The following is a 23,590-nucleotide window of genomic DNA, read 5'->3' as shown; positions in this document are numbered from 1 at the left end:
CTTACTGTTACTTACGCTTTGGCGAGGATCGCGGTGGGGGCGTCCTCTGCCGACTCGGCCAGCTCTTCGAACTCGTTCACTGCGTTGATTTCCAGGCCCATGGAGATGTTGGTGACCTTCTCCAGGATCACTTCCACAACCACCGGAACCTTGAACTCGTCGCGCAGTGCCTTGGCCTTGTCGAAGGCGGCAGGCATGTCTTCCGGGTTCTCCACGCGGATGGCCTTGCAGCCGAGGCCCTCAACCACCTTGATGTGGTCCACGCCGTAGCCCATGGTCTCGGGGGAGTTGATGTTATCGAAGCCCAGGGACACGTGGTAGTCCATGTTGAAGCCGCGCTGGGACTGGCGGATCAGGCCCAGGTAGGAGTTGTTCACCACAACGTGGATGTACGGCAGGTTGAACTGAGCGCCCACGGCCAGCTCTTCGATCATGAACTGGAAGTCGTAGTCACCGGAGAGTGCAATGACGTTCTCGCCCGGCTTGCCGCGAACCACGCCCAAAGCGGCGGGAGCGGTCCAGCCCAGCGGGCCTGCCTGGCCGGCGTTGATCCACTTGCGTGCGCCGAACACGTGCAGCATCTGGGCGCCGGCGATCTGCGAGAGACCGATGGTGGACACGTAGGTGGTGTCCTTGCCGAATGCCTTGTTCATCTCTTCGTACACGCGCTGCGGCTTGATCGGCACGTTGTCGAAGTGCGTCTTGCGGTGCAGGGAACCCTTGCGCTCCAGGCATTCGGCAACCCATGCGGAGTAGTCCGGCAGGGTGCTTGCAGCCTTGCGCTCACGGGCCAGTTTCAGCAGGCCGTCCAGGGCTGCACCGGCGTCGGAGGCGATGCCCAGGTCCGGGGAGAACACGCGGCCGATCTGGGTGGGCTCGATGTCGATGTGAACGAACTTGCGGCCGGCCGTGTAGGTGTCCAGGCCGCCGGTGTGGCGGTTGGCCCAGCGGTTGCCGATGCCGATCACGAAGTCGCTCTGCAGGAAGGTCTCGTTGCCGTAGCGGTGCGAGGTCTGCAGGCCAACCATGCCTGCCATCAGGTCGTGGTCGTCCGGGATGGCGCCCCAGCCCATCAGGGTGGGGATCACGGGAACGTTCAGCAGCTCGGCCAGCTCAACCAGCTGTGCAGAAGCGCCGGCGTTGATGATGCCTCCACCGGCAACGATCAGCGGGTGCTTGGCCGAGGTCAGCATGTCCAGGGCCTTTTCCAGCTGCTTGCGGGAAGCCTTGGGCTTCTCCACCGGCAGGGGCTCGTAGGCGTCGATGTCGAACTCGATCTCGGCCATCTGCACGTCGATGGGCAGGTCCAGCAGAACCGGGCCCGGACGGCCGGAGCGCATTACCTGGAAGGCCTTCTGGAAAGCACCGGGAACCTGGCCCGGCTCCAGGATGGTCATGGCGAACTTGGTGACCGGCTTGGTGATGGACTCGATGTCCACGGCCTGGAAGTCTTCCTTGTGCAGCTTGGACACCGGAGCTTGGCCGGTGATGCAGAGCATGGGGATCGAGTCAGCCCAGCTCGCGTAGAGGCCGGTGATCATGTCCGTGCCGGCAGGGCCGGAGGTGCCGATGCAGATGCCGATGTTGCCATCAGCTGCGCGGGAGTAGCCGTCGGCCATGTGGCTGGCGCCTTCAACGTGGCGGGCCAGGGTGTGGCGGATACCGCCGTGTGCCTTCATTGCGGAGTAGAAGGGGTTGATTGCTGCGCCTGGCAGGCCGAACGCCTCGGTGGCGCCTTCCTTTTCCAGGATGGCGATCGCCGCGTCAACGGTGCGCATCTTAGCCATGGTGTGCTCCTTGAAATCTTGGGTTCGCCCCGCATTCGGGGCGGAAAAAGGGTGTGGTGAGGGAGCCGCCGTCGTAATTCACGACGGCGGGTTCCCTGGTTTTTGGTGCTTAGTGCCTTTGGGGCCGCTTGGTTAGTTAGTTGCGGCCGCTGAGCTGGAGGACCTGCTTGAAAAGGCCCGAGTGGTCGAGGCCGCCGTCGCCCTGGTTGACGGTTGCGGCGACGAGCTGCGCGACGACGGCGCCGAGCGGGACGGCGACGTTGGCTTCGCGGGCTGCGGAGGTGACGATGCCCAGGTCCTTGTGGTGGAGGGCGAGGCGGAAGCCGGGGTCGAAGTTGCGGTCGAGCATCTTCTGGCCCTTCTGGTCCAGGACCTTGGAGCCGGCCAAGCCGCCGCCGAGGACCTTCAGTGCTGCGTCCGTATCTACGCCGTAGGCCTCAAGGAAGGCGATGGCCTCGCCGAGGACCTGGATGTTGACCGCGACGATGAGCTGGTTGGCTGCCTTGACAGTCTGGCCGGAGCCGGACGGGCCGACGTGGACGATGGTCTTGCCCACTGCGTTGAGGACATCCTGTGCTGCCTCGAAGTCTGCTGCGTCGCCGCCGACCATGATGGACAGGACGGCGTCGATGGCGCCCTGTTCGCCACCGGACACCGGGGCGTCGAGGGGGCGGATGCCTGCTTCTACGGCTTCTTCGGAGAGGCGCTTGGCGACGTCGGGGCGGATGCTGGAGGCATCGATCCACAGGGTGCCCTTCTTCGCGTTGGCGAAGACGCCGTCCTTGCCGCTGACTACACCCTCAACGTCGGGGGAGTCCGGCACCATGGTGATGACGACGTCGGCGTCCTTGACTGCGTCCGCGATGGAGCTGGCGCCCTGGCCGCCTTCGGAGACGAGCTTGTCGATCTTGTCCTGGCTGCGGTTGAAGCCGGTGACCGTGTGGCCTGCCTTGACGAGGTTGATGGCCATGGGAAGGCCCATGATTCCGAGGCCGATGACTGCAACGTTGCTCATTGTGGTTCTCTTTCTGAAAGTCTTTTTAGCTCAGGTGTGCTTACCCAACTAGGTCGCATTTGTGCGCGTTTTGAGCGTTCTAAACGCGCTCTTCTGCTACTTAGTTGGGTGCGCGGGGCTTAGTTGGCGTTGGCGCGCTGGCGGATGGCCCAGCTGAATGCCGTCTCCTGCGGTTCCTTGTATTCCAAACCGATGTAGCCCTCGTAGCCGAGTTCGCGGCTGCGGGCGATCCACTCGCCGAGGGGGAGGGTGCCGGTGCCGGGGGCGCCGCGGCCGGGGTTGTCGGCGATCTGGATGTGGCCGAAGTCCTTGGCGTGGTTCTCGATGACGGATTCGACGTCGTCGCCGTTGACTGCCAGGTGGTAGAAGTCGGCGAGGAGCTTGATGTTCTGTGCGCCGGATTCAGCCTTGACGCGGGCGATGACCTTGAGTGCGTCTTCGGCGGTGAGGAGCGGGTACTTGGGTGCGCCGCTCACCGGCTCGAGGAGGACAGTTCCGCCAATACGTGCGACGCCGGCAGCTGCTGCGGCCAGGTTCTTGGCGGCGAGTTCGTCCTGCTCTTCAGGGGTGAACTCGTCCTGGCGGTTGCCGTAGAGGGCGTTGAAGGCCTTGCAGCCCAAGCGCTCACCGATGCCGGCTACGACGTCGATGTTGTCCTTGAATTCGGAGCAACGTCCCTTCCAGGAGACGAGGCCGCGGTCGCCGCCGGGCATGTTGCCGGCGTTGAAGTTCAGACCCGTGAGCTGAACGCCGGCGTCCTTGATGGCGTTCTCGAACTCGGTTACTTGGGCGTTTGTGGGGACGGAGGTCTCGAAGGGCCACCAGAACTCGACGGCGTCAAAACCAGCTGCCTTCGCGGCGGCGGGGCGCTCGAGCAAGGGCAGCTCCGTCAGGAGGATGGAGCAGTTCACTGTGTACGTCATCGTAGGTCCTTCCGAGGAGGGGCTTTGATCTATCTTCCCGTGTGCTTCTTGTTGGCCGTGATGCTTGGCTAAGGTTTCCGCTTTGTGGAATTTAGATTCTGCTTTATGAAAAGTTTAGGGAAGGTGGGGGTGCGAGTCAAGAGGGTGGGTGGGGAGGTGGGAGTTTGGGATACCAGCATCCGGTGCGACCGGCACGCCAGGTTCGGTGGGCGGGCGCAATGCTGGCTCGTCGAAGCAAGATCCTTGCCGCTATAACTGATAGGTGGGCGATCGACTGTCGCGGCTCTATGATCTGACCTCACGAATGTCTGATGCAGTCGCCTATACAAGCGTTACGTCCGTTATCTACCCCAAAACTGCTAATCACCCGGAATTTCGCCCCTGTCAGGGTCAGGATCTGTCAGCGCAGTGCGCTTGCCTACCTGCGTACCTAGCGCAGGTAGCTATGCTGATTGAATTCAAACGAGACGTTAGTTGGGGGCAATGAGCCAAGTTGTTGTGAAGGATCCAATCCTCGTCCTTCTTACGCCAGGGGACTCGTCGAGTGCACGCTCCAATGGACGCGGGCACCTCTTTGAGCAGTTCATGGCCCAGGTCTTGCATCACCTGGGATACAAGGCCCCGACCACAGAGAATCTCAATGTCACGAGTGAGGGTGTTGAGCTCGACATTTCGATAGAGAACGAATTAGACGGCGCTCGAGCCATCGCGGAGTGCAAGGCTTATACTTCGAACATTAACGTGGGGCTACTCACTGCATTCTATGGACGGCTGGCCGCCGAACGCCTGGACGGGGACTCGAGCTTGAAAGGCTTCTTCTTCGCCCTTCCTCGTCTCACCTCGGACGCGACCGAAAAGGCCAAGAGCATCTCCGGTAAAGATCGCAACTTCCAGGTTCTTACGGCCGTCAAAATATGGGAACTCCTAAAGAGCCGGCGGATAATATCGCCCATCGATACTGATTCCGTAAGCGACCACGCCCTCGTGGTCCATGAGAGCGGTATTTATTGCGCTGCCCTGCAGATCGATTCCACCACGCGAACAGCATCACAAGTCCTTGTCAAGGCTAAGTCCGGAGGCATAAGCCCGGATGCGCTTGAATTGCTACAGGAGCACCCTTACACGCAGGGACTACCTGTTGTCGAGATAAAGGGTCACCAGCTTCCAGCAGTGGTCACCCCGCCGCCCTCCACGCCCGTAGTCATCGAGGTACACGGCTCGCGTTCGGACTTCGAGTATCAGTTGCCTGCCTCACCCAAATATTTCGTTGGACGGACGGACCCACTACGCCAGCTTGAATCGCATCTGAGTGCGCAAGGCGGTCCTTTCGTGCTCAACGCGCAGTCCGGGTGGGGGAAAAGCTCTCTGGCCCTTAAAGTAGCGTCTAAGAACGTCGGGCAAGCTCTGGTGTTCGATACAAGGACCGCCAACTCCCCGTCCTATGTGGCTGCTGCTCTCAGACGTGCTGCAGTAGCCGCGGAGAAAGACGGCTTGTTGGTACTCCCCAAAGACGCAGCATGGGCCACCACCAGCGGGGCCCTGCGTGCCTTGGAGGATGGCAACTGGACTAAGCCAGGAAACCTACTGGTGATCTTTGATCAATTCGAGAATGTATTCTCGGATCCTGCACTGACCAGCGAGTTCCGTGATGCAGCTCTCTGGAACTCTGAGAACCCCGCCCATGTGACCTTTGGGTTCGCGTGGAAGACGGACTACGTCGACTGGATCGAGAATCACCCTTACAAGCTAAGGGACCAGATCCGTGATGCCTCTAAGGTCGTCCATCTTCTCCCGTTCGGTCATAGGGAAGTTGACACAATCCTTCGGCGTCTCGAAGGTGAAGTTTCGATGAAGTTGTCGCGGGAGTTGCGTCAACGTCTGCGGGAGTACAGTCAAGGCCTTCCGTGGCTCCTCAAGAAGCTCTCAGGCCACGTCATTGGTGAGCTCAAGGGAAACAAGACCCAAGAACAGCTCATTGGTGAGGCATTGAACGTTCAAGACCTCTTTGATTCAGATCTCGGCGCTCTTAGCCCCAAGGAACGAGAGGCTCTGAACTTCGTGGCTCGTTTCGCACCCGTTCAGGCAAGCGAAGTCACGGAGAGGTTCAGCGCGGGCCTCGTTCAGTCGCTCCTGAACCAACGATTAATTGTCCAAGTCGGTGAGAAGCTCGACACCTATTGGGACATTTTCCGCGACTACCTCAACACCGGTCGTGTTCCCATCGAAGACTCTTACATCCTCCGACAGTCGCCGAATTCTGTTGCGCGACTCGTCTCCGAGCTACTGGCACACGATGGAAGTGCCCCTACAGCAGAGCTTGTGGAGGCTTGGGATTCGACAGAGAACGTCGTCTGGAACTCCGCGCGTGAGTTGCGGCAGCTTGGACTTGCCTCCTACGTGGGAGGCCACGTTTCGCTTATTCCCGAAGCCATAAACGCTGCAGATCCTGAGCAGGAATTGCGGCAGCGAGTGGCGGTAGCTTTGCGCAGACATCGGGCCTATAGCGCGTTTCTGGACTTGAGTGAACGTGGCCAAGGTGTCGTGGAGATCCCGGCCTTCTCAACTCGGCTACGGGAAGCATTTCCGGCTGTGGAAGGTACACCGAATACTTGGGCGACGTATGCTCGTACTTTCGCGGCGTGGTTAGAGTATGCAGGTCTCGCAATAAGCCAAGGCGGAGGATTCACAATTGCCCCTGAGGGAAGCCCGGGGGTTGGATCGCTGACGTCCAAGTCCCCATCGATTGTTCAGGGCGGCCAGTTTCCGACATCAGCCCCAGGGCCAGCAATCGACATGTTGAAAACTTCCAAGAATGATCGTATCGACATCCCGAAAGAGAAGCGGAAGTACTTCACCCAGCTTGTGGCGTTGGGTGCAGTGGAGATAGCAGGAAACGACGGAACATCGGCCAAAGTGTCACCTGGGCTGGTATCGAATGGTGAGATAGACAAGGCCAAGCTACTCACTCTTCTTGAAAATGTTCGAGGCGGAGCACTAGCGCTAAAGGCACTGCGGACAGACCCCTCCATACGCCCCCAGGACATGGGCGCCATCTTCGAGGCGGCTTATGAGACGAATTGGACGGAATCTACGAAGGAACTCGTTGGGAAGTCTTTCCTCGCTTGGGCACGAGCAGCTGGCATAAGCACGAAGAGGCGGTCACGCAACGAAAAGACGCGAGCCACGAGCGATGAAGCGGGTGCATAGCGATTGCAGACGGTCAGCGGTAGCTCCTGCACATCTGGCCACGACATTTTGGGGAGCAAGGGGCAGACTAATGATGGGTGACGTGGGTTCATGACGCTCCCTGAGATCGCGAACCTTGCTGTCGCTTTCGTTGCTCTTTTGGTAGCGATGGCTAGTTTGGCTTACGCCTGGCGCACCTTTGCGCTCCAGCGTCACTCCACCTCAACTGCGGGGCTGGAGTTCTTACATGTCGAGCGCTCCGAAGAAATCCCCGGCCAAGCCGCAGACGGCTTGGCCGTACGTAAGATCCGGTCTTACTTGGTCTCCACGATTCTTTCCGTAGGTCCCGGTCTACGCTACGGGGCTACCGGCGCTGTCTGGGGTGAAGGTGACTTCGAAGTTCTGACCCCGCAGGTTCAAGTGTGGGGGCCGGAGCACCCGGGAATTGAGTTTACCCTCAAACGAACGCGCGAAGGCCGGTGGGAGAACGTCTACTGTGGCGTGGTGTGGGAGACGCCTAGGATGTTCCGGAGGGGATTCACGACACATGGCTATCGTCTCAGAGTCCCTACCCCAGGCGGCAAACATGAGTTCTCAGCGGAAGAATGGGTGCCGAGGCTTGGCGCGTGGCGTGTTCTCAAGAACGGTGGCCACCTCCCCCCAAGCCCACTATCGGCGGCTTCACAGACTGGAGCGTCCTTCAGCGCGCAGCTGGGGTTGCGTCATCCTGATACTGATTGGCTTGGTGCCTTCCTGAGACGCAAGGACTAACTTTCGGTGCACCTTGGTGGAACAGGCCCGGCGTCTCAACGGGGCTAGGCGGCAGATGTGATCACACGAGAGAATGTGACCGGCTTGTCCGCAATTCTCTTCGCCTCGTACAGTCTGTCCGCCATGCTCCAAGGTATAAGGCCAGGGAGACCAACAAGTCTAAAGAGCATCGACCCGCAGTCAGGTGCGCCTGGATGGGCCGGTCCGTCCTACGGAATTGGGTTACTTCTACAGGGTTTGCGATGGATGACTGACTTCATTCAGGCGAAGTCAGGGCGATTGATTACCCGTCAATGACGCCGCGCTCGACGACTTAATGTTGTCCGCCGCTTCCGCCAGCCCGCGAGGAAAGGCCGCTGTTGCTGAAGTTCCGAATGCATCCTGCGAGGCGCGAGGCAACAAGACTCCTTGCATGATTCCCCAGCCATGAAGTGCAGGAAACAACGGCGCTTCCCCAAGTGATGAACCCGGGGTAGTTAATTTCGTTAATTCCTATTCATCCGCGACACTTGCAGCATGCCGAAACGAATCTTCGAGACGGAATCAGACTCACCGGAGGAATCTTGGCGTCGAATTAGAGTTCTCCGGGCGAGTCCTCCGGCTGTTATGTCTGAATCTCGCCGAACACTCTTCACTAGCTCTCTCGAGCAAGCCCAACAGCAGTTCGAAGCGGCTGCACGTATTGGATACGAGTCACGAGCGCTCAACCTTTATTATGGGCTCTCGCAAGCAGGAAGAGCGATCTCGGCTGCTCTTACTCCAAAAAATGCGGGCAAATCGCCAAATGTGAGCGGCCATGGCCTTCGTGTCCTCAACCTCGAATCCGCAAAGGCCACTTCCTTCTGGGATATTCAATTAAAAGGAGATGGCGGGGATGATACTTCGTACGGCCGATTGGCTTCGATTCTTAACTCTTCAGCCTTATCAACTCCTGTCACGTTGAGGGAGCTATGGCACATGATTCCGGAAGTGCACCTCGACTTCCCCGTGGGGGACCTGAATGAACCTCGGTGGACGCACAAACCCTACAGCCGCAGTGGGTATGACGTAACAACTACGCTCACACTTCAGGCTACCAGCGAAGAAATGATGGATGATGCCGCTTGGCTGAGAAGTAAATATCCAGAGTTGGCCAGCGCCAAACTGCTGAAGTACGGGGGAGGAAGCTACTCGGAAGACGGAGGTATTAGAACCGATGAAGCCGTATTCTCCTATGAAGGAGGCATGGAACCTCATCGCCGTCTGGGTAACAGCACGGTTCTGATGCCAGCATGCGGTGATACCAAATCTACCCTGGACCCGCTTTTGACCTGGTGGATTGTTCTCTACGCCTTGTCTATGGTTACGCGCTACAAACCTGTTCTGTGGACTGAGGTTCTTAACGTCAATCGTTCAACTCTGGCAGTACCCTTGGAGACGTTTTTGACTAAGGCAATAGAAGCTATACCGACATACATTTATGCAACACTTGAAGCCGGTTAGCTAGGAAGCATGTAGGAGGCTGTGATTGCCCTATAGTCAATCAGCCAGCTGAAAATGGAGCGGTACCTTCTATGGAAATGTAGCGATGGGTCTACCCAGAGCGGAATTGTGCATGTTCTGTAAACTACTTATGCTGCGGTCCACCATCGCCGATCGGTCCACCCAGGCACATGGGTGCAGTGAAATGTCCTTACTGCCCTCCAGGTGCTCTGCCAAGCTGATTCTGCATGGACTCGCCACCCTTGAAAGCTTAAGCGAATCCCACGAGGAAGGAATGGGTGTTTAGGTGGTGGGTCTTCCCCTGAGGAGCGCTTTTGTCTTTTATGGCCATGCCATTTGCGGGCGTCGAGGCTCGAACTGAAGACGTCCCGTACGAGCGGGAGAGCGTGATGCCCCTCTAAGGCTAGGTCAACGGGCTTAGTCGGCGCCGCCTTCTGAAAGATCCCCAACAGCCCGGTTGAAGGAGCTACGGTTTGGCCGCTTGGCGCTAGTGATTGTTTGCCTTCGTTGCAAAAGAAGCCAGCAGCTTCGTCAGATCTTGCGCTGCATATACGTAATCGACAACAACCGCCGGGTCTACTGTAAATGTTTCTTGGTGGGCTGCTTGGTTCCGTAGGTGCCTCAATTCTGCGGCCGAGGCGGCCACATCGCTAGGCACTTGTTGTATTCTTCGAAGTGCTGCTACCGGGTTCCTAAGCATCATCTGGAGATCCTTCCGGGCACCCCCAAGATTCTCAACCACGTCGAAGGCCGCTTTTTCTAGCGGAATGTATGCCTCAAGTACGGCATGTCGGGGAGACATGTGTGCGATGTCGAGGGGCGGGTGGTTGTGCCCGGAATCATTGGATGGGGCGGCCGGCGAATGGCCATTGTCATCTTCACTCGAGCCGGTTTCCGGCCCTGAGTAACCAATGGTGCCATGCTTGGAAGTAACTTCTGTGACTTCGCGGATTCGCTCGCTGAATTTTGCATTGACACTCCCGGGGCCAGTAAATTCAGTCATGTCTTCAATGCGTGTGGCGATCGCGCCGATGATCTTACGGATCTTTTTGCGAAACGCTAGGCCGAGCGTTACCACAACCACTGGCCATGCAATTGACGAAATGAGGTTTGCAATGAATTCAAGCGGGTCCAATCGAAACCTTCCAAACGGCGATAGGCCCACCGGCAGGCTGAGCTTATGGGCAGTCTATGTCGTCGGTTTCTCAGGGTGAAACTCTTACGTCATTTCGTTTGTGGGAGCTGGCGGCGCAAGTCCTGTAAGTAGTCAAGCGTCTCTGGGCGCTCGGCGGCTAAGCTGAGGAGCGCCGGGGGCGCGGTGGGGGCGTGGCGGCAAGGACCACGTTATCTGCTCGGGAAAGGACAATCGAATGGCTCGGCCGACAGTTCAGGACGTCGCCAGGACTGCGGGTGTGTCCGTGGGGACGGTCTCGCGTGTCTTGAACGGGAGCCCGGCCGTCAGTACGGCGGCAAAGGAAAAGGTCAACGCCGCCATCAAGGAGCTCAGCTACCGTCCTCTTGCCTCGGCTCGAGACCTAAGAAGAGACCGCACAATGCGGGTCCTCGCGCTCGCCAAGAACCTCGACTCCCTCGTGATCAGTGAAGTCTTCCGGGGCGTAGGAGACGCAGCCGCGGACAACGGCTACGTCAGCCTCATTGCAGCCACAGACGGAGACCGGGACCGCGAACAGCAGCTCGTGGATATGCTCCGCAACGGATCAGTGGACGGCCTCGTGATCTTCTCGCCGACCATGCCGGACAAAGACGTCAACACAGTCGCCGAGCAACTCAGCGTCATCCAGGTCTGTGAAATCGTGGACGCAGAAGCAGCCTTCGGGGTGTCCATCGATGACCGCCAGGCAGGCTACGACATCACCAAACACCTCATAGACACAGGCGCCAAGAAGCTGGCCATGCTCGCCCACAGAGGTGCCCGCTCGGGACGGCTCAGGGAAGAAGGCTTCCGCCAAGCCCTGAAGGAGAGCGGCCTGGAGCCAGACCGGGTCCTCCTCGGCGAAGGCAACTTCGGCTTCCATGCCGGACGCAACCTCACGAAGAAACTCCTGGAAGCCAAAGACCTCCCTGACGCCGTCTTCTGCGGGACCGACGTCGTCGCTGCCGGTTGCGTCCGCGAGCTCTCCGACGCCGGCCTCAGAGTCCCGCAGGACGTCGCCGTGGCAGGATTCGATGACTCCGCCCAGGCAGAAATGTGCGTCCCCGAGCTGACCACAGTCAGGCAGCCGGCCTACGAGATGGGCCGAGCGGCCTTCGCCGAGCTACTGGAGCGGATGACGGTCGAGGGCGCGCACCGTAAGGGCCGGACCTTCTTCCCACACCAACTCGTCATCCGGGACTCCACCAAATAAAAGGGTTGACAGCCACGAGCAACCACTGCAAAACTACTTTGGAATCGATTCCATGGGCCGCGAGGCCTTTTTTCAAACCAGTATTTGGAATCGATTCCACCACTCACCAAAGCACCCGGCAACGAAGCCAAACTCAGGACCGCGCAACAGCCAAAGCGCCGCACTGAACATTCCCACAGTCACCAAAGGAGCCACTTGTGGACTTGAACCGACCTGCTCTCCCGCTCCACAACAAGAATGCCAAACCCCGCAAGACCCTCGCCGCCACAGCCATAGCCGCAGCCCTCCTCCTCAGCGCGTGCGGCGGGGGAGCAGCTCCCCAAGGTGCGGAACAAGCGGCAGCTGCCGATCCGTCGTCGGGCGCTAATGCCAGCGGCGCCGTGAACGTCTGCGGCGTCAAGGACGCAAGCGGCATCTACAAGGGCACGGCGGAGGCGTTCACCAAGGCGAACGGCAAGGTCACGGCCAAGTACACCGAGATCGGCGCCACCACGGACGAGGCCCGCACGCAGATTGTGCAGCGACTCGAAGGCAAGTCCACCGAGTGCGACATCTTCATCTCGGACGTCATCTGGACCTCCGAATTCGCATCGCAGGGCTGGCTGCTGGACCAGACCAAGCTGGTGGAAGCCAACAAGGACCGGCTCATTCCCTCCACTGTGGAAACCACCAAGTACCAGGACAAGTACTGGGCCTCGCCGTTCTTCACCAATGCCGGCCTGATCTACTACCAGAAGGACAAGGTAGCCAAGCCGGAGACCTGGCAGCAGCTCTACGCAGAGGCCGGCAAGGCCCCGGGCAATGGGTTCGTCTACCAGGGCAAGCAGTACGAGGGCCTCACGGTGAACTTCCTCGAAATGCTCTACAGCGCGGGCGGCGAAGTCCTCGATGACCAGGGCAACGTCAAGATCGACTCCCAGGAAACCCGCGACGTCCTCAACTTCATGACCGACGGCCTCAAGAACGGCTCGGCCGACCGCGCCGTCCTCACCTACAACGAGGACCCGGCCCGCCTCGCCTACGAGTCCGGCAAGTTCGGGTACCAGCGCAACTGGCCGCACGTGTACCGCCTGCTGAACGCGACGCCGCTCGCGTCCAGCTTCGCGGTCGCACCGCTGCCGGCCTGGGAAGGCGGCAAGGCCTCGGGCGTGCTCGGCGGCTGGAACCTGGCGATCTCGGCCAACTCCACCAACCAGGCCGGGGCGGTTGCCTTCATCGACTTCGCCACGACGCCGGACTGGCAGAAGCACGTCGCCATGGACTACTCGCAGGCCCCGGTGAATGAGGCTGCCTACTCGGACGCCGCGGTACTGCAGAAGATGCCGTTCGCTACCGAACTCCTCGCCTCGGTCAAGGGCGCCAAGCCGCGCCCGATCTCCCCGGTCTACCCCCAGATCTCGCAGGCGATCTACAAGAACGTCTACGCCGTCCTCTCCGGCACCACCTCCACCGAGGACGCCGTGAAGAAGATGGCCGACGAAGTCGCTGCGGCCAAGTCGAGCTTCTAGTCATGGCCATCAAGACCCTCCAACCCGGTCGCGGGGCGTCAAAGCGCCCCGCGCCAGGCGGCGCCCCCGCCCGCGTGTCAGGCCGCGACCGCGCCGAACGTCGACTCGCCTTCCGCATGACGGCACCGTCGCTGATCCTCATGGCCCTCGTGGCGGCGGTCCCGATCGGCTACGCGATCTGGCTCTCGCTGAACCAGTACAGCGTCCGCACGGCCGGGCTCTCGCGGTTTGTCGGCCTAGAAAATTACATCAACGCCCTGGCAAGCCACGAATGGTGGGCCGCATTCGGCCAGACATTCCTCTTCGCGGGCCTCTCGGTCACCTTGGAACTGATCCTTGGCACGGCGATGGCGTTGCTGCTCAACCTCGCGTTCAAGGGCCGCGCGCTGCTGCGCACAGTGGTCCTGCTGCCGTACGCGATCGTCACCGTGGTCAGCGCCATCACCTGGCAAACGATGTTCCAGCCCAACCTCGGTCTGGTCACCAACGTCCTCTCCGCACTCGGGCTGCCGGGCGGCGACGTCGTCTGGCTGGGTGAGCACGGCTACGCCATGGCGGTGATCGTCCTCGCCGACGTCTGGAAGACGACGCCGTTCGCGGCACTCATCATCTTGGCCGGCCTACAGGTCATCTCCTCGGAAACCTACGAGGCCGCGGAAATCGACGGTGCCAGCAAGTGGCAGACCTTCGTCCACATCACCCTGCCGCTGCTGCGCCCCGCGATCGTGCTCGCCGCGATCTTCCGAACCATGGATGCCCTGCGCGTGTTCGACCTGCCGTTCGTCCTCACCCGCGGCGCCAACGGCACCGAATCAATGTCCATGCTGGCCTACGGCGAACTCCGCGAAAACCGGCTCGTTGGCGAAGGCTCGGCCCTCTCCATCCTGACCTTCATCACCGTCATGGTGGTCTCGGTCATCTACATCCGCTTCGGCGGCGGCAACATCCGCGACGTCGCGAAGGAGGAGCAATGAGCACGCTGACGGCAGAACGCACGACGCCGGCACCCGCCACCGGGCGCAAGTCACCGAAGCGCCGCTTGCGTGGGGAGGCGAAACTTCACCCCTTGGTGTGGGTGTTCGTCGTCGCGGTCATGGGCTTCTCGCTCATCCCCTTCTACTGGCTGGTCAACACCTCCCTTAAGAAGGGAGCGAGCCTGTCCAAGGGCGAGCTCTTCCCGAGCCAGCCGACTCTGGAAAACTATCTGGTTGTCTTCCAGAACCCCGAGTTCCTCTTGGCCTTGCGCAACTCGGTGATTATCGCCGTCGTGACTACAACCGTGGCGCTGGTGTTCGCCTCGTTCGCCGCCTACGCGCTGGCCAGGCTCAAGATGCGCCGCAAGGCGATGATCCTGACGCTGATCCTCTCGGTGACGACGTTCCCGGCCATCGCGATCGCGGCCCCGATGTTCTCCATCTGGCGCGAAATCGGGCTGTACGACACCTTGCTGGGCCTCATCATCCCGAAGCTGACGTTCGCCCTGCCCCTGGCGATCTACACGCTGACCTCGTTCTTCAAGGAGATCCCGCGGGAGCTTGAGGAATCGGCGTACATGGATGGCGCCACGCCGTTTACCGCGTTCCGCAAGGTCATCCTTCCGCTCGCGGTGCCCGGCTTGGCGACCACCGCGATCCTGGTGTTCATCTCGGTCTGGAACGAATTCCTCCTGGCCGTCACACTGACCACCTCGCCGGAAGCCCGGCCAGTACCGGTTGCGATCGCGTTCTTCAGCGGAACCAGCGAGTTCGATCAACCCCTCGGCACCATCAGCGCGGCATCGGTGATCATCACGGTCCCGCTCGTGATTCTGGTGCTCCTTTGCCAGAAGCGCATCGTGTCCGGCATGACCGCCGGTGCGGTCAAGGGCTAACAGTTTTTCAAAACCGTCAAGAAACCCAGAAAGAACAGGAATAACGTGAGCATTCAGCAGCAGGTCCCCGCCGCAACCCTCAAGGTGGGAGTTGTGGGCATCGGTTGGGCCGGCCAGCAGCACCTCAAGGCCTACAGCAACATCGAGGGCGTCGAGATTGTCGCCGTCGCGGGTATGGAACCAGAGCTCCTGGCCCAGCTGAAGGAGGAGTACAGCATTCCGCACGCGTTCGCGCGATGGGAAGACATGATCGAACTTCAGGACCTCGACGCCGTCAGCGTCGCCGTGCCGACGTTCCTCCACGCGCCGATCGCGATTGCTTCGCTTGAGCGGGGCCTTCATGTGCTGAGCGAGAAGCCCCTGGCGCGCAACGCCGTCGAAGGTCAAGCGATGGTTGATGCCGCCCGTAAGGCGGGCCGCGTCCTCGACGTCGCGTTCAACCACCGCCGCCGCGGCGACATCCAGGCGCTCAAGAACGTGATCGACGAGGGAACCCTCGGCCGTCCCTACTACGCCAAGGCTTCCTGGCTCCGCCGACAGGGCATTCCGATGCTCGGCAGCTGGTTCACCAATCCTGCGCTCGCCGGCGGTGGCCCGTTGGCTGACATCGGCGTGCACGTCCTGGACTACTCGCTGCACCTGCTGGGCGAGCCGAAGGTCCTGGCCGTTTCAGCGTCGACCCACTCCGAACTTGGCCCGCGTGGCCTCGGCGGCAACGCGAGGTATACGGCGTCGAACTCCAGCCATAAGTTTGAAGTGGAGGACTTCGCCTCCGCGTTCATCCGGCTGGAAGGCGGCGGGACCTTGATCCTTGAAGCGGGCTGGGCCACCTACCGCGACGAGCGGGACCTCCTGGACTTCACCGTCTACGGGACCGACGGCGGAGCGGACTTGCGCTCGATCGGCGCCTCCGAAACGCCCGTCGCGGACGTGCACATCTTCACCGAGAAGGACGGCCAGAATGCCGACTTCGAGGTAGTGGCCGAACCCGGGAAGGCGCACCAGGCCGTCGTCGACGATTTCATCGCCGCCGTCCGCGGTGGCGAGACAGTCTGGGGAAGCCATGACGGATCGCTTGCCCTCAGCCGTGCGCTGGTGCTCGACGCCTGCTACAAATCCGCCCAGGAACAACGCGAAGTAAGGCTCTGAAATGTCCGATACGAAACTGAAGATCGTCGTCTGGAACGAAGGCGTCCACGAGGCCCGCAACGAGCCTGCCACCATCGGCGAGATGTACCCTGAGGGGATCCACGGCGCCATCGCCGCAGGCCTGCGCAGCTTCTACCCGGACTCCGAAATCACGACGGCTACCTTGGCTGATCCGGAGCACGGGCTCTCGGAAGAAGTTCTCGCTCAGACCGACGTGCTGCTCTGGTGGGGGCACATCGCCCATGAGGAAGTCGCCGACGAAGTGGTGGAGCGCGTGCAGCGTCATGTGCTCGGCGGCATGGGATTGGTGGTGCTCCACTCCGGGCACTTCGCGAAAATCTTCACCCGCCTGTTGGGGACCACGTGTTCGCTGAAGTGGCGCAACGAGGGCGAGCGTGAGCTGGTGTGGACCGTCAAGCCGTCGCACCCGATCGCAGCGGGTATTGAAAGTCCCATCGTGATCCCGCAGCAGGAAATGTACGGGGAACTGTTCGACATCCCGGAGCCCGACGACCTGATCTTCATCAGCTCGTTCGCCGGGGGAGAGGTGTTCCGCTCCGGCGTGACGTTCTCGCGCGGCAAGGGCCGGATCTTCTACTTCAGCCCGGGCGACCAGGAGTACCCGGTGTACCACCAGCCGCAGATCCAGAAGGTCATCGCCAACGGCGTCCGCTGGGTGGCGCAGCCGGGTGTCTTCCGTGAGGCGCCCGAGGTTTCCAACCCTTCGCGGGACTGGTTCGCGTAGGTCTTTCTATCCATGGAGCTTGATCATGACCACTTCTCTTCCCGTGGGGCGTCCGTTGGGTGTTGCCGCGATCGGTTACGCCTTTATGGGGAAGGCCCACTCGAATGCGTGGCGGAACGTGGCGAGCTTCTTCGACGTCCCGGCCTTCGAGCAGAAAGTGCTGGTTGGCCGGGACGCCTTGGCGGTGGCCGAGGCCGCCGGCAAATACGGCTGGGCGGAATCGGCTACTGACTGGCGTTCCGTGATTTCACGGGACGATATCGACATCGTGGACATCTGCGCTCCGGGCTGGATGCACGCCGAGATTGCCATCGCCGCGCTGGAAGCCGGGAAGCACGTGCTCGTGGAGAAGCCGCTGGCCAACACGCTGGGAGAGGCTGAGTTGATGGCCTCTACGGCAGCTTCGGCTCGGGCGGGGGGTGTGCAGTCGATGGTTGGGTTCAACTACCGGCGCGTTCCGGCGCTCGCCTTGGCTCGGGAACTGATTGCCGAAGGACGTCTGGGAACCGTTCGGCACGTACGCGCCGCCTACCTGCAGGACTGGCTCTCCGACGTCGAAGCTCCTATGAGTTGGCGGCTCCGGAAGGAGACGGCCGGCTCCGGCGCCCTCGGCGATATCGCTTCCCACGCCATCGACCAGGTCCAGTACCTCACCGGGCAGTTGGTTACCGAGGTGACGGGCACGTTGCGGACCTTTGTTGCCGAACGGCCCGGTCCGTCGGGCCCGGAGAAAGTGACAGTGGACGACGCCGCGTGGGCCACTTTGGGGCTGACCGGCGGCGTGAGTGCCTCCGTGGAAGCGTCACGGGTGGCTACCGGCCAGAAGAACGCACTCAAGATTGAAATCTATGGTTCCCTTGGCTCGTTGACGTTCGATCTGGAGAGCCTGAACGAACTTGGATTCCTGGACGCCACGCTGCCCGTGCGGGAGCAGGGGTTCCGGCGGATCCTGGTCAACGAGCCGGAGCATCCGTACCTCGAGGCATGGTGGCCGCAGGGGCATGTTCTTGGGTGGGAGCACACCTTCACGCACCAGGTCCGCGACTTCCTGCTTGCCGTCCGCGACGGAAGCCAGCCGTCGCCGTCGTTCGACGACGGGCTGCAGGTCCAGCGGGTGCTGGCCGCCGTCGAGGAGTCTGCACGGAACAGGAGCGTGGTGACGGGGGTTCCACAGGGCGCTGAACCTGCTAGAGGCAAAGCCCTACCGCCAACCGTGGCCGACGCTGCGCGAGATCAGTCCGCGCCGACGGCTTCAATACGGTAGTGTTTCTTCATCACGATCAGCCCGCTCGCCTCACGGCTCGGGCTGATTTTCTTTCTAAAGCGCGGGCGAGTTATGCCGTTTAGCTCAACGCCGCCCCACGACCTCTCGCAGCTGGTCGTTAGCCCCCATCGTCGATATATGCCGCCCTTCTTTCGTAGGCGTACTCCAGACGGTCGCAGGTGTCCTGCGAAACAAGATTTGAACCGTCTTTTCGACACCATTCGAGGAACACTGACAGCTGATCGTCACTAACGCGGATGAGAGCCGTTGGATACAACTGACCGTCAACCACAAAGGTGCTGACTCTCAGGGCCTCGGCCGTGGAACCCTTGAAGTCTTGAACGTTGGGTTCATCCGATGCCAGTGGAAACTGAAGTGCTGTGTACCCTCTTGGCTCGGGCTTATCTGGCGGGCACCATTCGCTGAGGGCTATTTTGCAGAGTTCGATGTAAGTGTTGACTCCGGAGGCACAAATTGACATAGCTGTGGAACCGGAGACCCGAGGGTTCACCTCGATGCATGTGAACCCTCTAGGGGTTGCGATGAACTCGAATTCGAAAGCTCCCCTGAGTCCGTCCGTTCGGCACATCTCGCGTATCCGACTTGCGAGCACGGGCTCGATGGTGTCCATGTGAACACTGGAATGAGACCATCGGACCTGTTCAAAGGCGAAGTTTCCGGGGGAGATCGTGGGTCCTTTCCATACAACTGGTTGCATCAGCACAGTCGTACCGTCGGAAATGACTTCAATTGAGCACAGTTCGCCGTCTATGAGTTCTTCAATGACACAATTAACGTTCATCCCGCCGGCGTTGAGCCATTGGTTGAGGCACTCGCTGTCATCCAATTTAACTATCCCGTTGCCTAGACAATCCCAGACCGGTTTTGCCAGCACTGGGAACGTCAGATCCTGCGCTAAAGCCCTAAGCGCAGGCGGATACTCCATCTGCACTGAAGCCCGACCAGCCAGTAAATCGCCGTCAACGTAAAAGCCTCTTGGGGTAGTGATACCGTGCCGAGTCAGCGCATGCTTGGTTTCCCATTTGCTTGAGAGAGTTAGCGCAGCAGAAACTGACGGCGCGAGAATCGTCCGCCTCCGCGGGGCCTGCGAGTCCGCCAAGACCGCATCACGGACCACATTCTCGTCGGGGATGGAGATGCTTACGCCAACCCCGCCCGGGGGTACGATGCGCTCGAATGCCTGGACAAAGTCGACCAAGCCGCCGGAATCCGGCAGCCGGGTTGTTTCGCCGTTGAACAAGCGGGGCGGGACGTCGCCGTCAGAATAGATCAAGTGGCTGGTTAGCCCTTGCTCGATGAGCCAGTCATGGCACTCAGAGAGATGGGGGAGTGCCTGTCCGACCTCGATGGATCGCAGGAAAGCAAGACCAACCACTAGACGACGCCGACCTTGACGCGATCCAGGACAGACCGCATTTCCTGCTCGTATTCGTCCATAGTGTTGGAAGCAACAATCGCATACGCCAAGCGAGAAATATTATCGACACCATCTGAGACGGCCTCGCCGTTGGCTACGAGATAATCCCCCTCAACTAGGGACGGATGGACAGGGAACGGTGCCGAGACCACGGCAGTACCCACACGGTCCGGTACGACAAACCGAACTCCTGCTGTGCGGGACACAGGGCGAGGCTCCAGGTCAGGCGCAATGCCCCGCGCTACGTCGACGTACGCCTCTGCCAGACCCACTCCGGTAGCAAGGGGAACTAGCTTGATGATGTAGTCTCCTCCTGGTCGCAGCCCTGCTTCTATGACCCACGCTTCGCCGTTCCATACCTTCACTTCTGTGTGCGCTACACCGTCGGTAAAGCCAAGACTTGTCAGTGCTGCCGTGGTTGACCGATGGATTTCAGACAGGTCATGGGCGGACACGTTTGCGGGGATTACATGTCCGAGCTCGGCGCGGCGGTTCCCCTTTGTGGTGCTCTTGCCGGTTACTGCCACGTGGCTGATCCTGCCCCGAAAGGCCACCGATTCAACGGAGTACTCAAGACCGCCAATATACTCCTGGGCAAGTATCCGAATGTCGAGTGGCAAACCATGGGGAAATTCGAACGGGAAGGATTGGGCTTCCCTAACAGCCTCGGGGATGTCGTGGGGTTTTTCGACGATTGTCACTCCAACAGAGCCGGCATTCTCTGCTGGTTTTATGACTAATGGATAGGAAAGTCCAGCCGAGGAAATCTCCTCCAGTAGACTGACGGCATCGGCTGCGACCACAGTTTTGGCATGCTTAACATTTGATTGGAGGAAGACCTCGGCCATCATGCACTTATTCCGGGCAGCATTAGACTTCTCCTGCTGGTTTCCCGGAAGGCCGAGCTTCGAAGCGACTTCGGCCACTATCCCGGTGAAGAACTCCCAGCCTGTTATCAAACCCACAACCCCCTTGTCGCTGAGCTGAGCCTGAATGTCATCGACCACGCTCGGACTACCAAAGTCGACCAGGAGTATTTCGTCGGACGATGCAATCACCTTGGCGTCGAGCTTTGGCAAGACATCCTGCTGGGTGACTGTGATTAGTCGTAGGTTTCTTTTGACAACCGCTTCAGCGAGAGGCCGCGAGGCATTGCCAAATGGTTCTAAGATTGCGATTGCATCCTTAGGAAAATTAGTCATTTTGAGCGATCTTTCGTTTCAACAGGAAGCATCCGAGGATGGAAAGCAGGCATAGGACAGTGAGAATCCCCATGAGAAGGTTTGGTGAAAACTGAAGTAGCGTGGCGAAAAGGACTGGTGCCATGGCCATTCCGAGACTCCATGACGACTGGAACGCGCCCTGATAGCGACCCGAGTGTGCAGAATCAGCCATCGAAACACTCAGATCGCTCATGTACGGCGTGCTCAGCATCTCCGCAGCGCTGTAGATCACGATGAACACAGTGAGGAAGAGTACGGCCGCTAGACCTCCACTGTTGGCACCGGCGGCCCACAACAAAATCAGTGATAGCGCGTTCAGGGCGAAAGCCCCAATGAGCAGGGACGCAGGGTGGAATCGTTCGGTTAGTCGTACTGCAACCGTGCTCAGCAAAGCCACGCATAGCGTGTTAGCCGCGATGAGACCACCGGCCCACCCTGGTGCGAGCCTGGCAATGTCGACGACCCATACCGCGAGCAAGAGTGGAAGGACCATCGCCGCGAGCACAAACACAAGGTTGAGCGCCAGCAGCAGCATGTAGCGACTGTCTGTGAGCACTGCGGCATATCCCCGGTTTCCTGGAGATTCGGGCGGGCTTGTGAAGTCCCTGGCTTTTTCGGACCTGTGTTTCTGCTCCATTGATGACATGTTCCAGGCCAGCAGCAGAATGGACGCGATGGCGAAGGCAAAGGCGCTGCCACCCACCAGCGACCGCAGCAGGACGGGGGAATCGACTGCAAGAAATAAGGATGCGACCACCGCGCCCACCCCGGTACCAACGTTCCGGAGCGCGCCGAGGAGTGCAAACCAGCGGGGCAGTTCTTCGCCCTGTGCAGCGATCGCTACAAGGCTCCTGGAACTAGTCCAGTACAGGTTCATACCAACCTGGATGAGTAGCTGACTGACTCCAATCACCCAGAAATCCGTAGCGAATGCTGCCACGCCAACGCCCACGAAGGAAATCCAGTTCCCAAGGACGATGACCTTCCGGGGGGACCAGCGGTCAAGGGCCATGCCGGCAAGCGGCGGCGTTGCAAGGGCGACCAGACGTCCAGTCGTCATTGCAAAGCCGATTTCCGCCAGCGGAACAGCCGTCACTTGTTGAAAGTAGATGAGCAGGAAGGCAAAGACGACACCATTTGCGAGGCTGTCGACCACCGTCGAACCTACGAACAGTCCTCGTCCACGGACAGAAGGGAACCCCATCGTCGTGCGAATTCGCTCGCCCAAGGAACCAATATGTGTGTGTTCGGTCTCAGCAGGAGCCATAAGTACCCGGATCGAAGTAGTTCACGGAGCTCACTACTAGACCGACACTTCGTGGAGCAGGTTCTCAGCGACAACGAGATTCGCGTGATAGCTCAAGAAGGCCCGTTCGGAGGGTGTAAGCGACAACTCACGGAAAGCGGCGAGATCCCACTTGCGTGCAAAGAACTCAATGGCTCCGATCCGGAAGTCCGATGCTGGCAGTCGTCCTATCACATCGACAATCTGTGTCTGGGAAACTCCGTTCAGGTGCATGTTGTGGATCCTCAGCATCTGTTCGCAGCCATCAAGGAAAGGATCACTTAGGTCAACCGTGGCCGAATAATTCCCGCGCCTGAATTGGCTTTCCACTTCAAGGAGGCCGACAATGCCGTGGTCGAATGCGTCCAGCGTTGACAGAATCGGCAATGATCGCACGCCGTAGTGATACGGGCTTTCGACCGGGGCGTTGCTCGTGATCCGCCGGGCCACAGAGTAATGGCGCTCGTACACGTGCATAGAGCCGACAAACCAATTCAACTCTCCCACAGCCAGGCCTAGTGACGCAGCGATGAGCTCCAGAGTCACACTCCACTCGAAAACATTGATGCCCGAGAAGCCCCAAATGGCGTCGTTGGCGCGAACTGAAACGTTCAAGTGGAGCCGCCCATCGCGCTGGATAAAGTTCAACCAGTTGTTGCAGGGAACATCCTTGGAATCGACGAAATCCGAGGCCGGATCGTAGATCGACGCCACGGCGCGCTTAGTGTTGATGTCTTCATGGAAACGCTGAAGCACTCCTGCAAGTTGATCAACTTGGCCATTCCACTTCCTCAGCCGAGGTCCGTATGCCGCTCGCCACGTCGTACCGTTGTCGGAGAAGTCGACTGCCCGGGGGAGATACCGGGAAAGGAAGTCCATGTCATCCCGTCCAGCCAGCACCCACAGGGTTTCGGCTATCTGGGCGAATATGTTGTTCTTCCGGCCAGGGAGAACTACAACGCGTTCCTGGGGTGACGTCATGGTGGTGCGGTAGCCGATAATCTCACGCTGGTTCTGCCCCCGCGCAAGGACTTCCGAACCAGTGGTCTCGATCTCTGTGAGGGCACCCTGGAGGGCGCTTGATAGGTTGCGGTACTGAGTCATTTGGTCACCCGTTCCAGTGCGGAGTCAAGTTCGCGAAGCGCGGCATCGAGGTCGTCGTATTCGATAACCTCGACACCATCTGCGCCGGCGATCATTGCTGAAAGCGATGAACGCTCAGGACGATGTAGAGCGATGACTGGGATGTTCCAGTTCAGGGCGCATGCAATCTCATATCCCACGCCGAGGCTGGGATTTGTAGTTTCGGCGACGACGCATTTGCAAGTACGCAGCCAGCCAAGGTCACGATCGTGAATGAACTTGTCGGTATGCTCCGTCTGACCCTTCAGAGAAAGTGAGTAGTCGCCGACGTGTTCGGTCAATACATCCCCAGTGGTCTGGAGGTGATCGATGATCCGCCGGTAGGTGGGTACGTCGCTCCGCCCGGCTCTGATGGAGCCGGCAAAGTAATACTTTTTCATAGACTTTCGCCTTTCTTCGGTGTGGAAGGGCTTCTCGGTGACCCCTTTCAAGGTC

Annotated in this window: 17 protein-coding genes and 1 pseudogene; 9 read left to right on the top strand and 9 right to left on the bottom strand. The window is 59.9% G+C overall.

Translation table 11 applies throughout. From position 1 onward, the window contains the following. Positions 1 to 11: 11 nt before the first annotated feature. From gcl to ACUYMZ_RS17680, 3 genes and pseudogenes are all read right to left on the bottom strand, one after another. On the bottom strand, positions 12 to 1,787 hold the full coding sequence (gene gcl, locus ACUYMZ_RS17690; protein ID WP_481604922.1) for a glyoxylate carboligase: 1,776 nt from the start codon (positions 1,785 to 1,787) through the stop codon (positions 12 to 14). Between the two features lie 136 nt (positions 1,788 to 1,923). Then, positions 1,924 to 2,820: pseudogene (locus ACUYMZ_RS17685) on the bottom strand (2-hydroxy-3-oxopropionate reductase); the annotation flags it as partial. A 101-nt stretch (positions 2,821 to 2,921) separates the two neighbouring features. Further along, positions 2,922 to 3,725: a hydroxypyruvate isomerase family protein gene (locus ACUYMZ_RS17680; protein ID WP_481604920.1), complete on the bottom strand. Its 804-nt coding sequence runs from the start codon at positions 3,723 to 3,725 to the stop codon at positions 2,922 to 2,924. Between the two features lie 483 nt (positions 3,726 to 4,208). Here ACUYMZ_RS17680 and ACUYMZ_RS17675 point away from each other — a divergent pair, with 483 nt between their 5' ends. Together ACUYMZ_RS17675 and ACUYMZ_RS17670 are read left to right on the top strand one after the other, a co-directional pair. Next, complete coding sequence (locus ACUYMZ_RS17675) at positions 4,209 to 6,932, top strand: nSTAND1 domain-containing NTPase (protein WP_481604917.1); 2,724 nt, start codon at positions 4,209 to 4,211, stop codon at positions 6,930 to 6,932. A gap of 1,266 nt (positions 6,933 to 8,198) precedes the next feature. Further along, positions 8,199 to 9,164: a YaaC family protein gene (locus ACUYMZ_RS17670; protein ID WP_481604914.1), complete on the top strand. Its 966-nt coding sequence runs from the start codon at positions 8,199 to 8,201 to the stop codon at positions 9,162 to 9,164. A 487-nt stretch (positions 9,165 to 9,651) separates the two neighbouring features. Here the strand turns inward: ACUYMZ_RS17670 and ACUYMZ_RS17665 are convergent, their stop codons facing one another. After that, positions 9,652 to 10,299, bottom strand: coding sequence for a hypothetical protein (locus tag ACUYMZ_RS17665; protein WP_481604911.1), 648 nt, complete (start codon positions 10,297 to 10,299; stop codon positions 9,652 to 9,654). A gap of 235 nt (positions 10,300 to 10,534) precedes the next feature. Here ACUYMZ_RS17665 and ACUYMZ_RS17660 point away from each other — a divergent pair, with 235 nt between their 5' ends. The 7 genes from ACUYMZ_RS17660 to ACUYMZ_RS17630 all read left to right on the top strand — a co-directional run bounded on the left by ACUYMZ_RS17660 (position 10,535) and on the right by ACUYMZ_RS17630 (position 18,066). Continuing rightward, on the top strand, positions 10,535 to 11,530 hold the full coding sequence (locus ACUYMZ_RS17660; protein ID WP_481604909.1) for a LacI family DNA-binding transcriptional regulator: 996 nt from the start codon (positions 10,535 to 10,537) through the stop codon (positions 11,528 to 11,530). A 197-nt stretch (positions 11,531 to 11,727) separates the two neighbouring features. Further along, entirely contained in the window at positions 11,728 to 13,038 is a 1,311-nt protein-coding gene (locus ACUYMZ_RS17655; RefSeq protein ID WP_481604906.1) for an ABC transporter substrate-binding protein, read from the top strand. Between the two features lie 2 nt (positions 13,039 to 13,040). Then, a complete protein-coding gene (locus ACUYMZ_RS17650; RefSeq protein ID WP_481604904.1) occupies positions 13,041 to 14,012 on the top strand; it encodes a carbohydrate ABC transporter permease in 972 nt (323 codons plus the stop codon). Continuing rightward, positions 14,009 to 14,908 carry a carbohydrate ABC transporter permease gene (locus ACUYMZ_RS17645; protein WP_144661301.1) on the top strand — a complete coding sequence of 300 codons (900 nt, stop codon included), beginning with the start codon at positions 14,009 to 14,011 and terminating at the stop codon, positions 14,906 to 14,908. The genes ACUYMZ_RS17650 and ACUYMZ_RS17645 overlap by 4 nt, the downstream gene beginning before the upstream one ends. Positions 14,909 to 14,953: 45 nt before the next feature. Beyond that, positions 14,954 to 16,057 carry a Gfo/Idh/MocA family protein gene (locus tag ACUYMZ_RS17640; RefSeq protein ID WP_481604901.1) on the top strand — a complete coding sequence of 368 codons (1,104 nt, stop codon included), beginning with the start codon at positions 14,954 to 14,956 and terminating at the stop codon, positions 16,055 to 16,057. Between the two features lies 1 nt (position 16,058). Continuing rightward, on the top strand, positions 16,059 to 16,802 hold the full coding sequence (locus ACUYMZ_RS17635; RefSeq protein ID WP_481604899.1) for a ThuA domain-containing protein: 744 nt from the start codon (positions 16,059 to 16,061) through the stop codon (positions 16,800 to 16,802). A gap of 25 nt (positions 16,803 to 16,827) precedes the next feature. Beyond that, positions 16,828 to 18,066 (top strand): Gfo/Idh/MocA family protein, encoded by a 1,239-nt coding sequence (locus ACUYMZ_RS17630; protein WP_481604897.1) that lies wholly within the window; start codon positions 16,828 to 16,830, stop codon positions 18,064 to 18,066. A gap of 118 nt (positions 18,067 to 18,184) precedes the next feature. On the opposite strand, the gene ACUYMZ_RS17625 is transcribed toward ACUYMZ_RS17630, so the two are convergent. From ACUYMZ_RS17625 to ACUYMZ_RS17605, 5 genes are all read right to left on the bottom strand, one after another. Next, positions 18,185 to 19,360: an ATP-grasp domain-containing protein gene (locus ACUYMZ_RS17625; RefSeq protein ID WP_481604896.1), complete on the bottom strand. Its 1,176-nt coding sequence runs from the start codon at positions 19,358 to 19,360 to the stop codon at positions 18,185 to 18,187. Between the two features lie 101 nt (positions 19,361 to 19,461). Continuing rightward, positions 19,462 to 20,706 carry an ATP-grasp domain-containing protein gene (locus ACUYMZ_RS17620; RefSeq protein ID WP_426004162.1) on the bottom strand — a complete coding sequence of 415 codons (1,245 nt, stop codon included), beginning with the start codon at positions 20,704 to 20,706 and terminating at the stop codon, positions 19,462 to 19,464. After that, positions 20,699 to 21,955 carry an MFS transporter gene (locus tag ACUYMZ_RS17615; protein WP_481604894.1) on the bottom strand — a complete coding sequence of 419 codons (1,257 nt, stop codon included), beginning with the start codon at positions 21,953 to 21,955 and terminating at the stop codon, positions 20,699 to 20,701. Before ACUYMZ_RS17615 ends, ACUYMZ_RS17620 begins: the two co-directional genes overlap by 8 nt. Positions 21,956 to 22,030: 75 nt before the next feature. Further along, positions 22,031 to 23,116, bottom strand: coding sequence for a thymidylate synthase (locus ACUYMZ_RS17610; RefSeq protein ID WP_481604893.1), 1,086 nt, complete (start codon positions 23,114 to 23,116; stop codon positions 22,031 to 22,033). Then, the gene (locus ACUYMZ_RS17605; protein ID WP_426004157.1) at positions 23,113 to 23,535 is read right to left on the bottom strand and encodes a nucleoside 2-deoxyribosyltransferase; all 423 of its coding nucleotides are present in this window, start codon (positions 23,533 to 23,535) and stop codon (positions 23,113 to 23,115) included. Before ACUYMZ_RS17605 ends, ACUYMZ_RS17610 begins: the two co-directional genes overlap by 4 nt. Positions 23,536 to 23,590 lie beyond the last annotated feature (55 nt).

The organism is Arthrobacter sp. T572 (assembly GCF_056780115.1).
The sequence above is the reverse complement of the archived record's forward strand: the minus strand, read 5'-3'. Positions and strand labels throughout refer to the sequence as shown.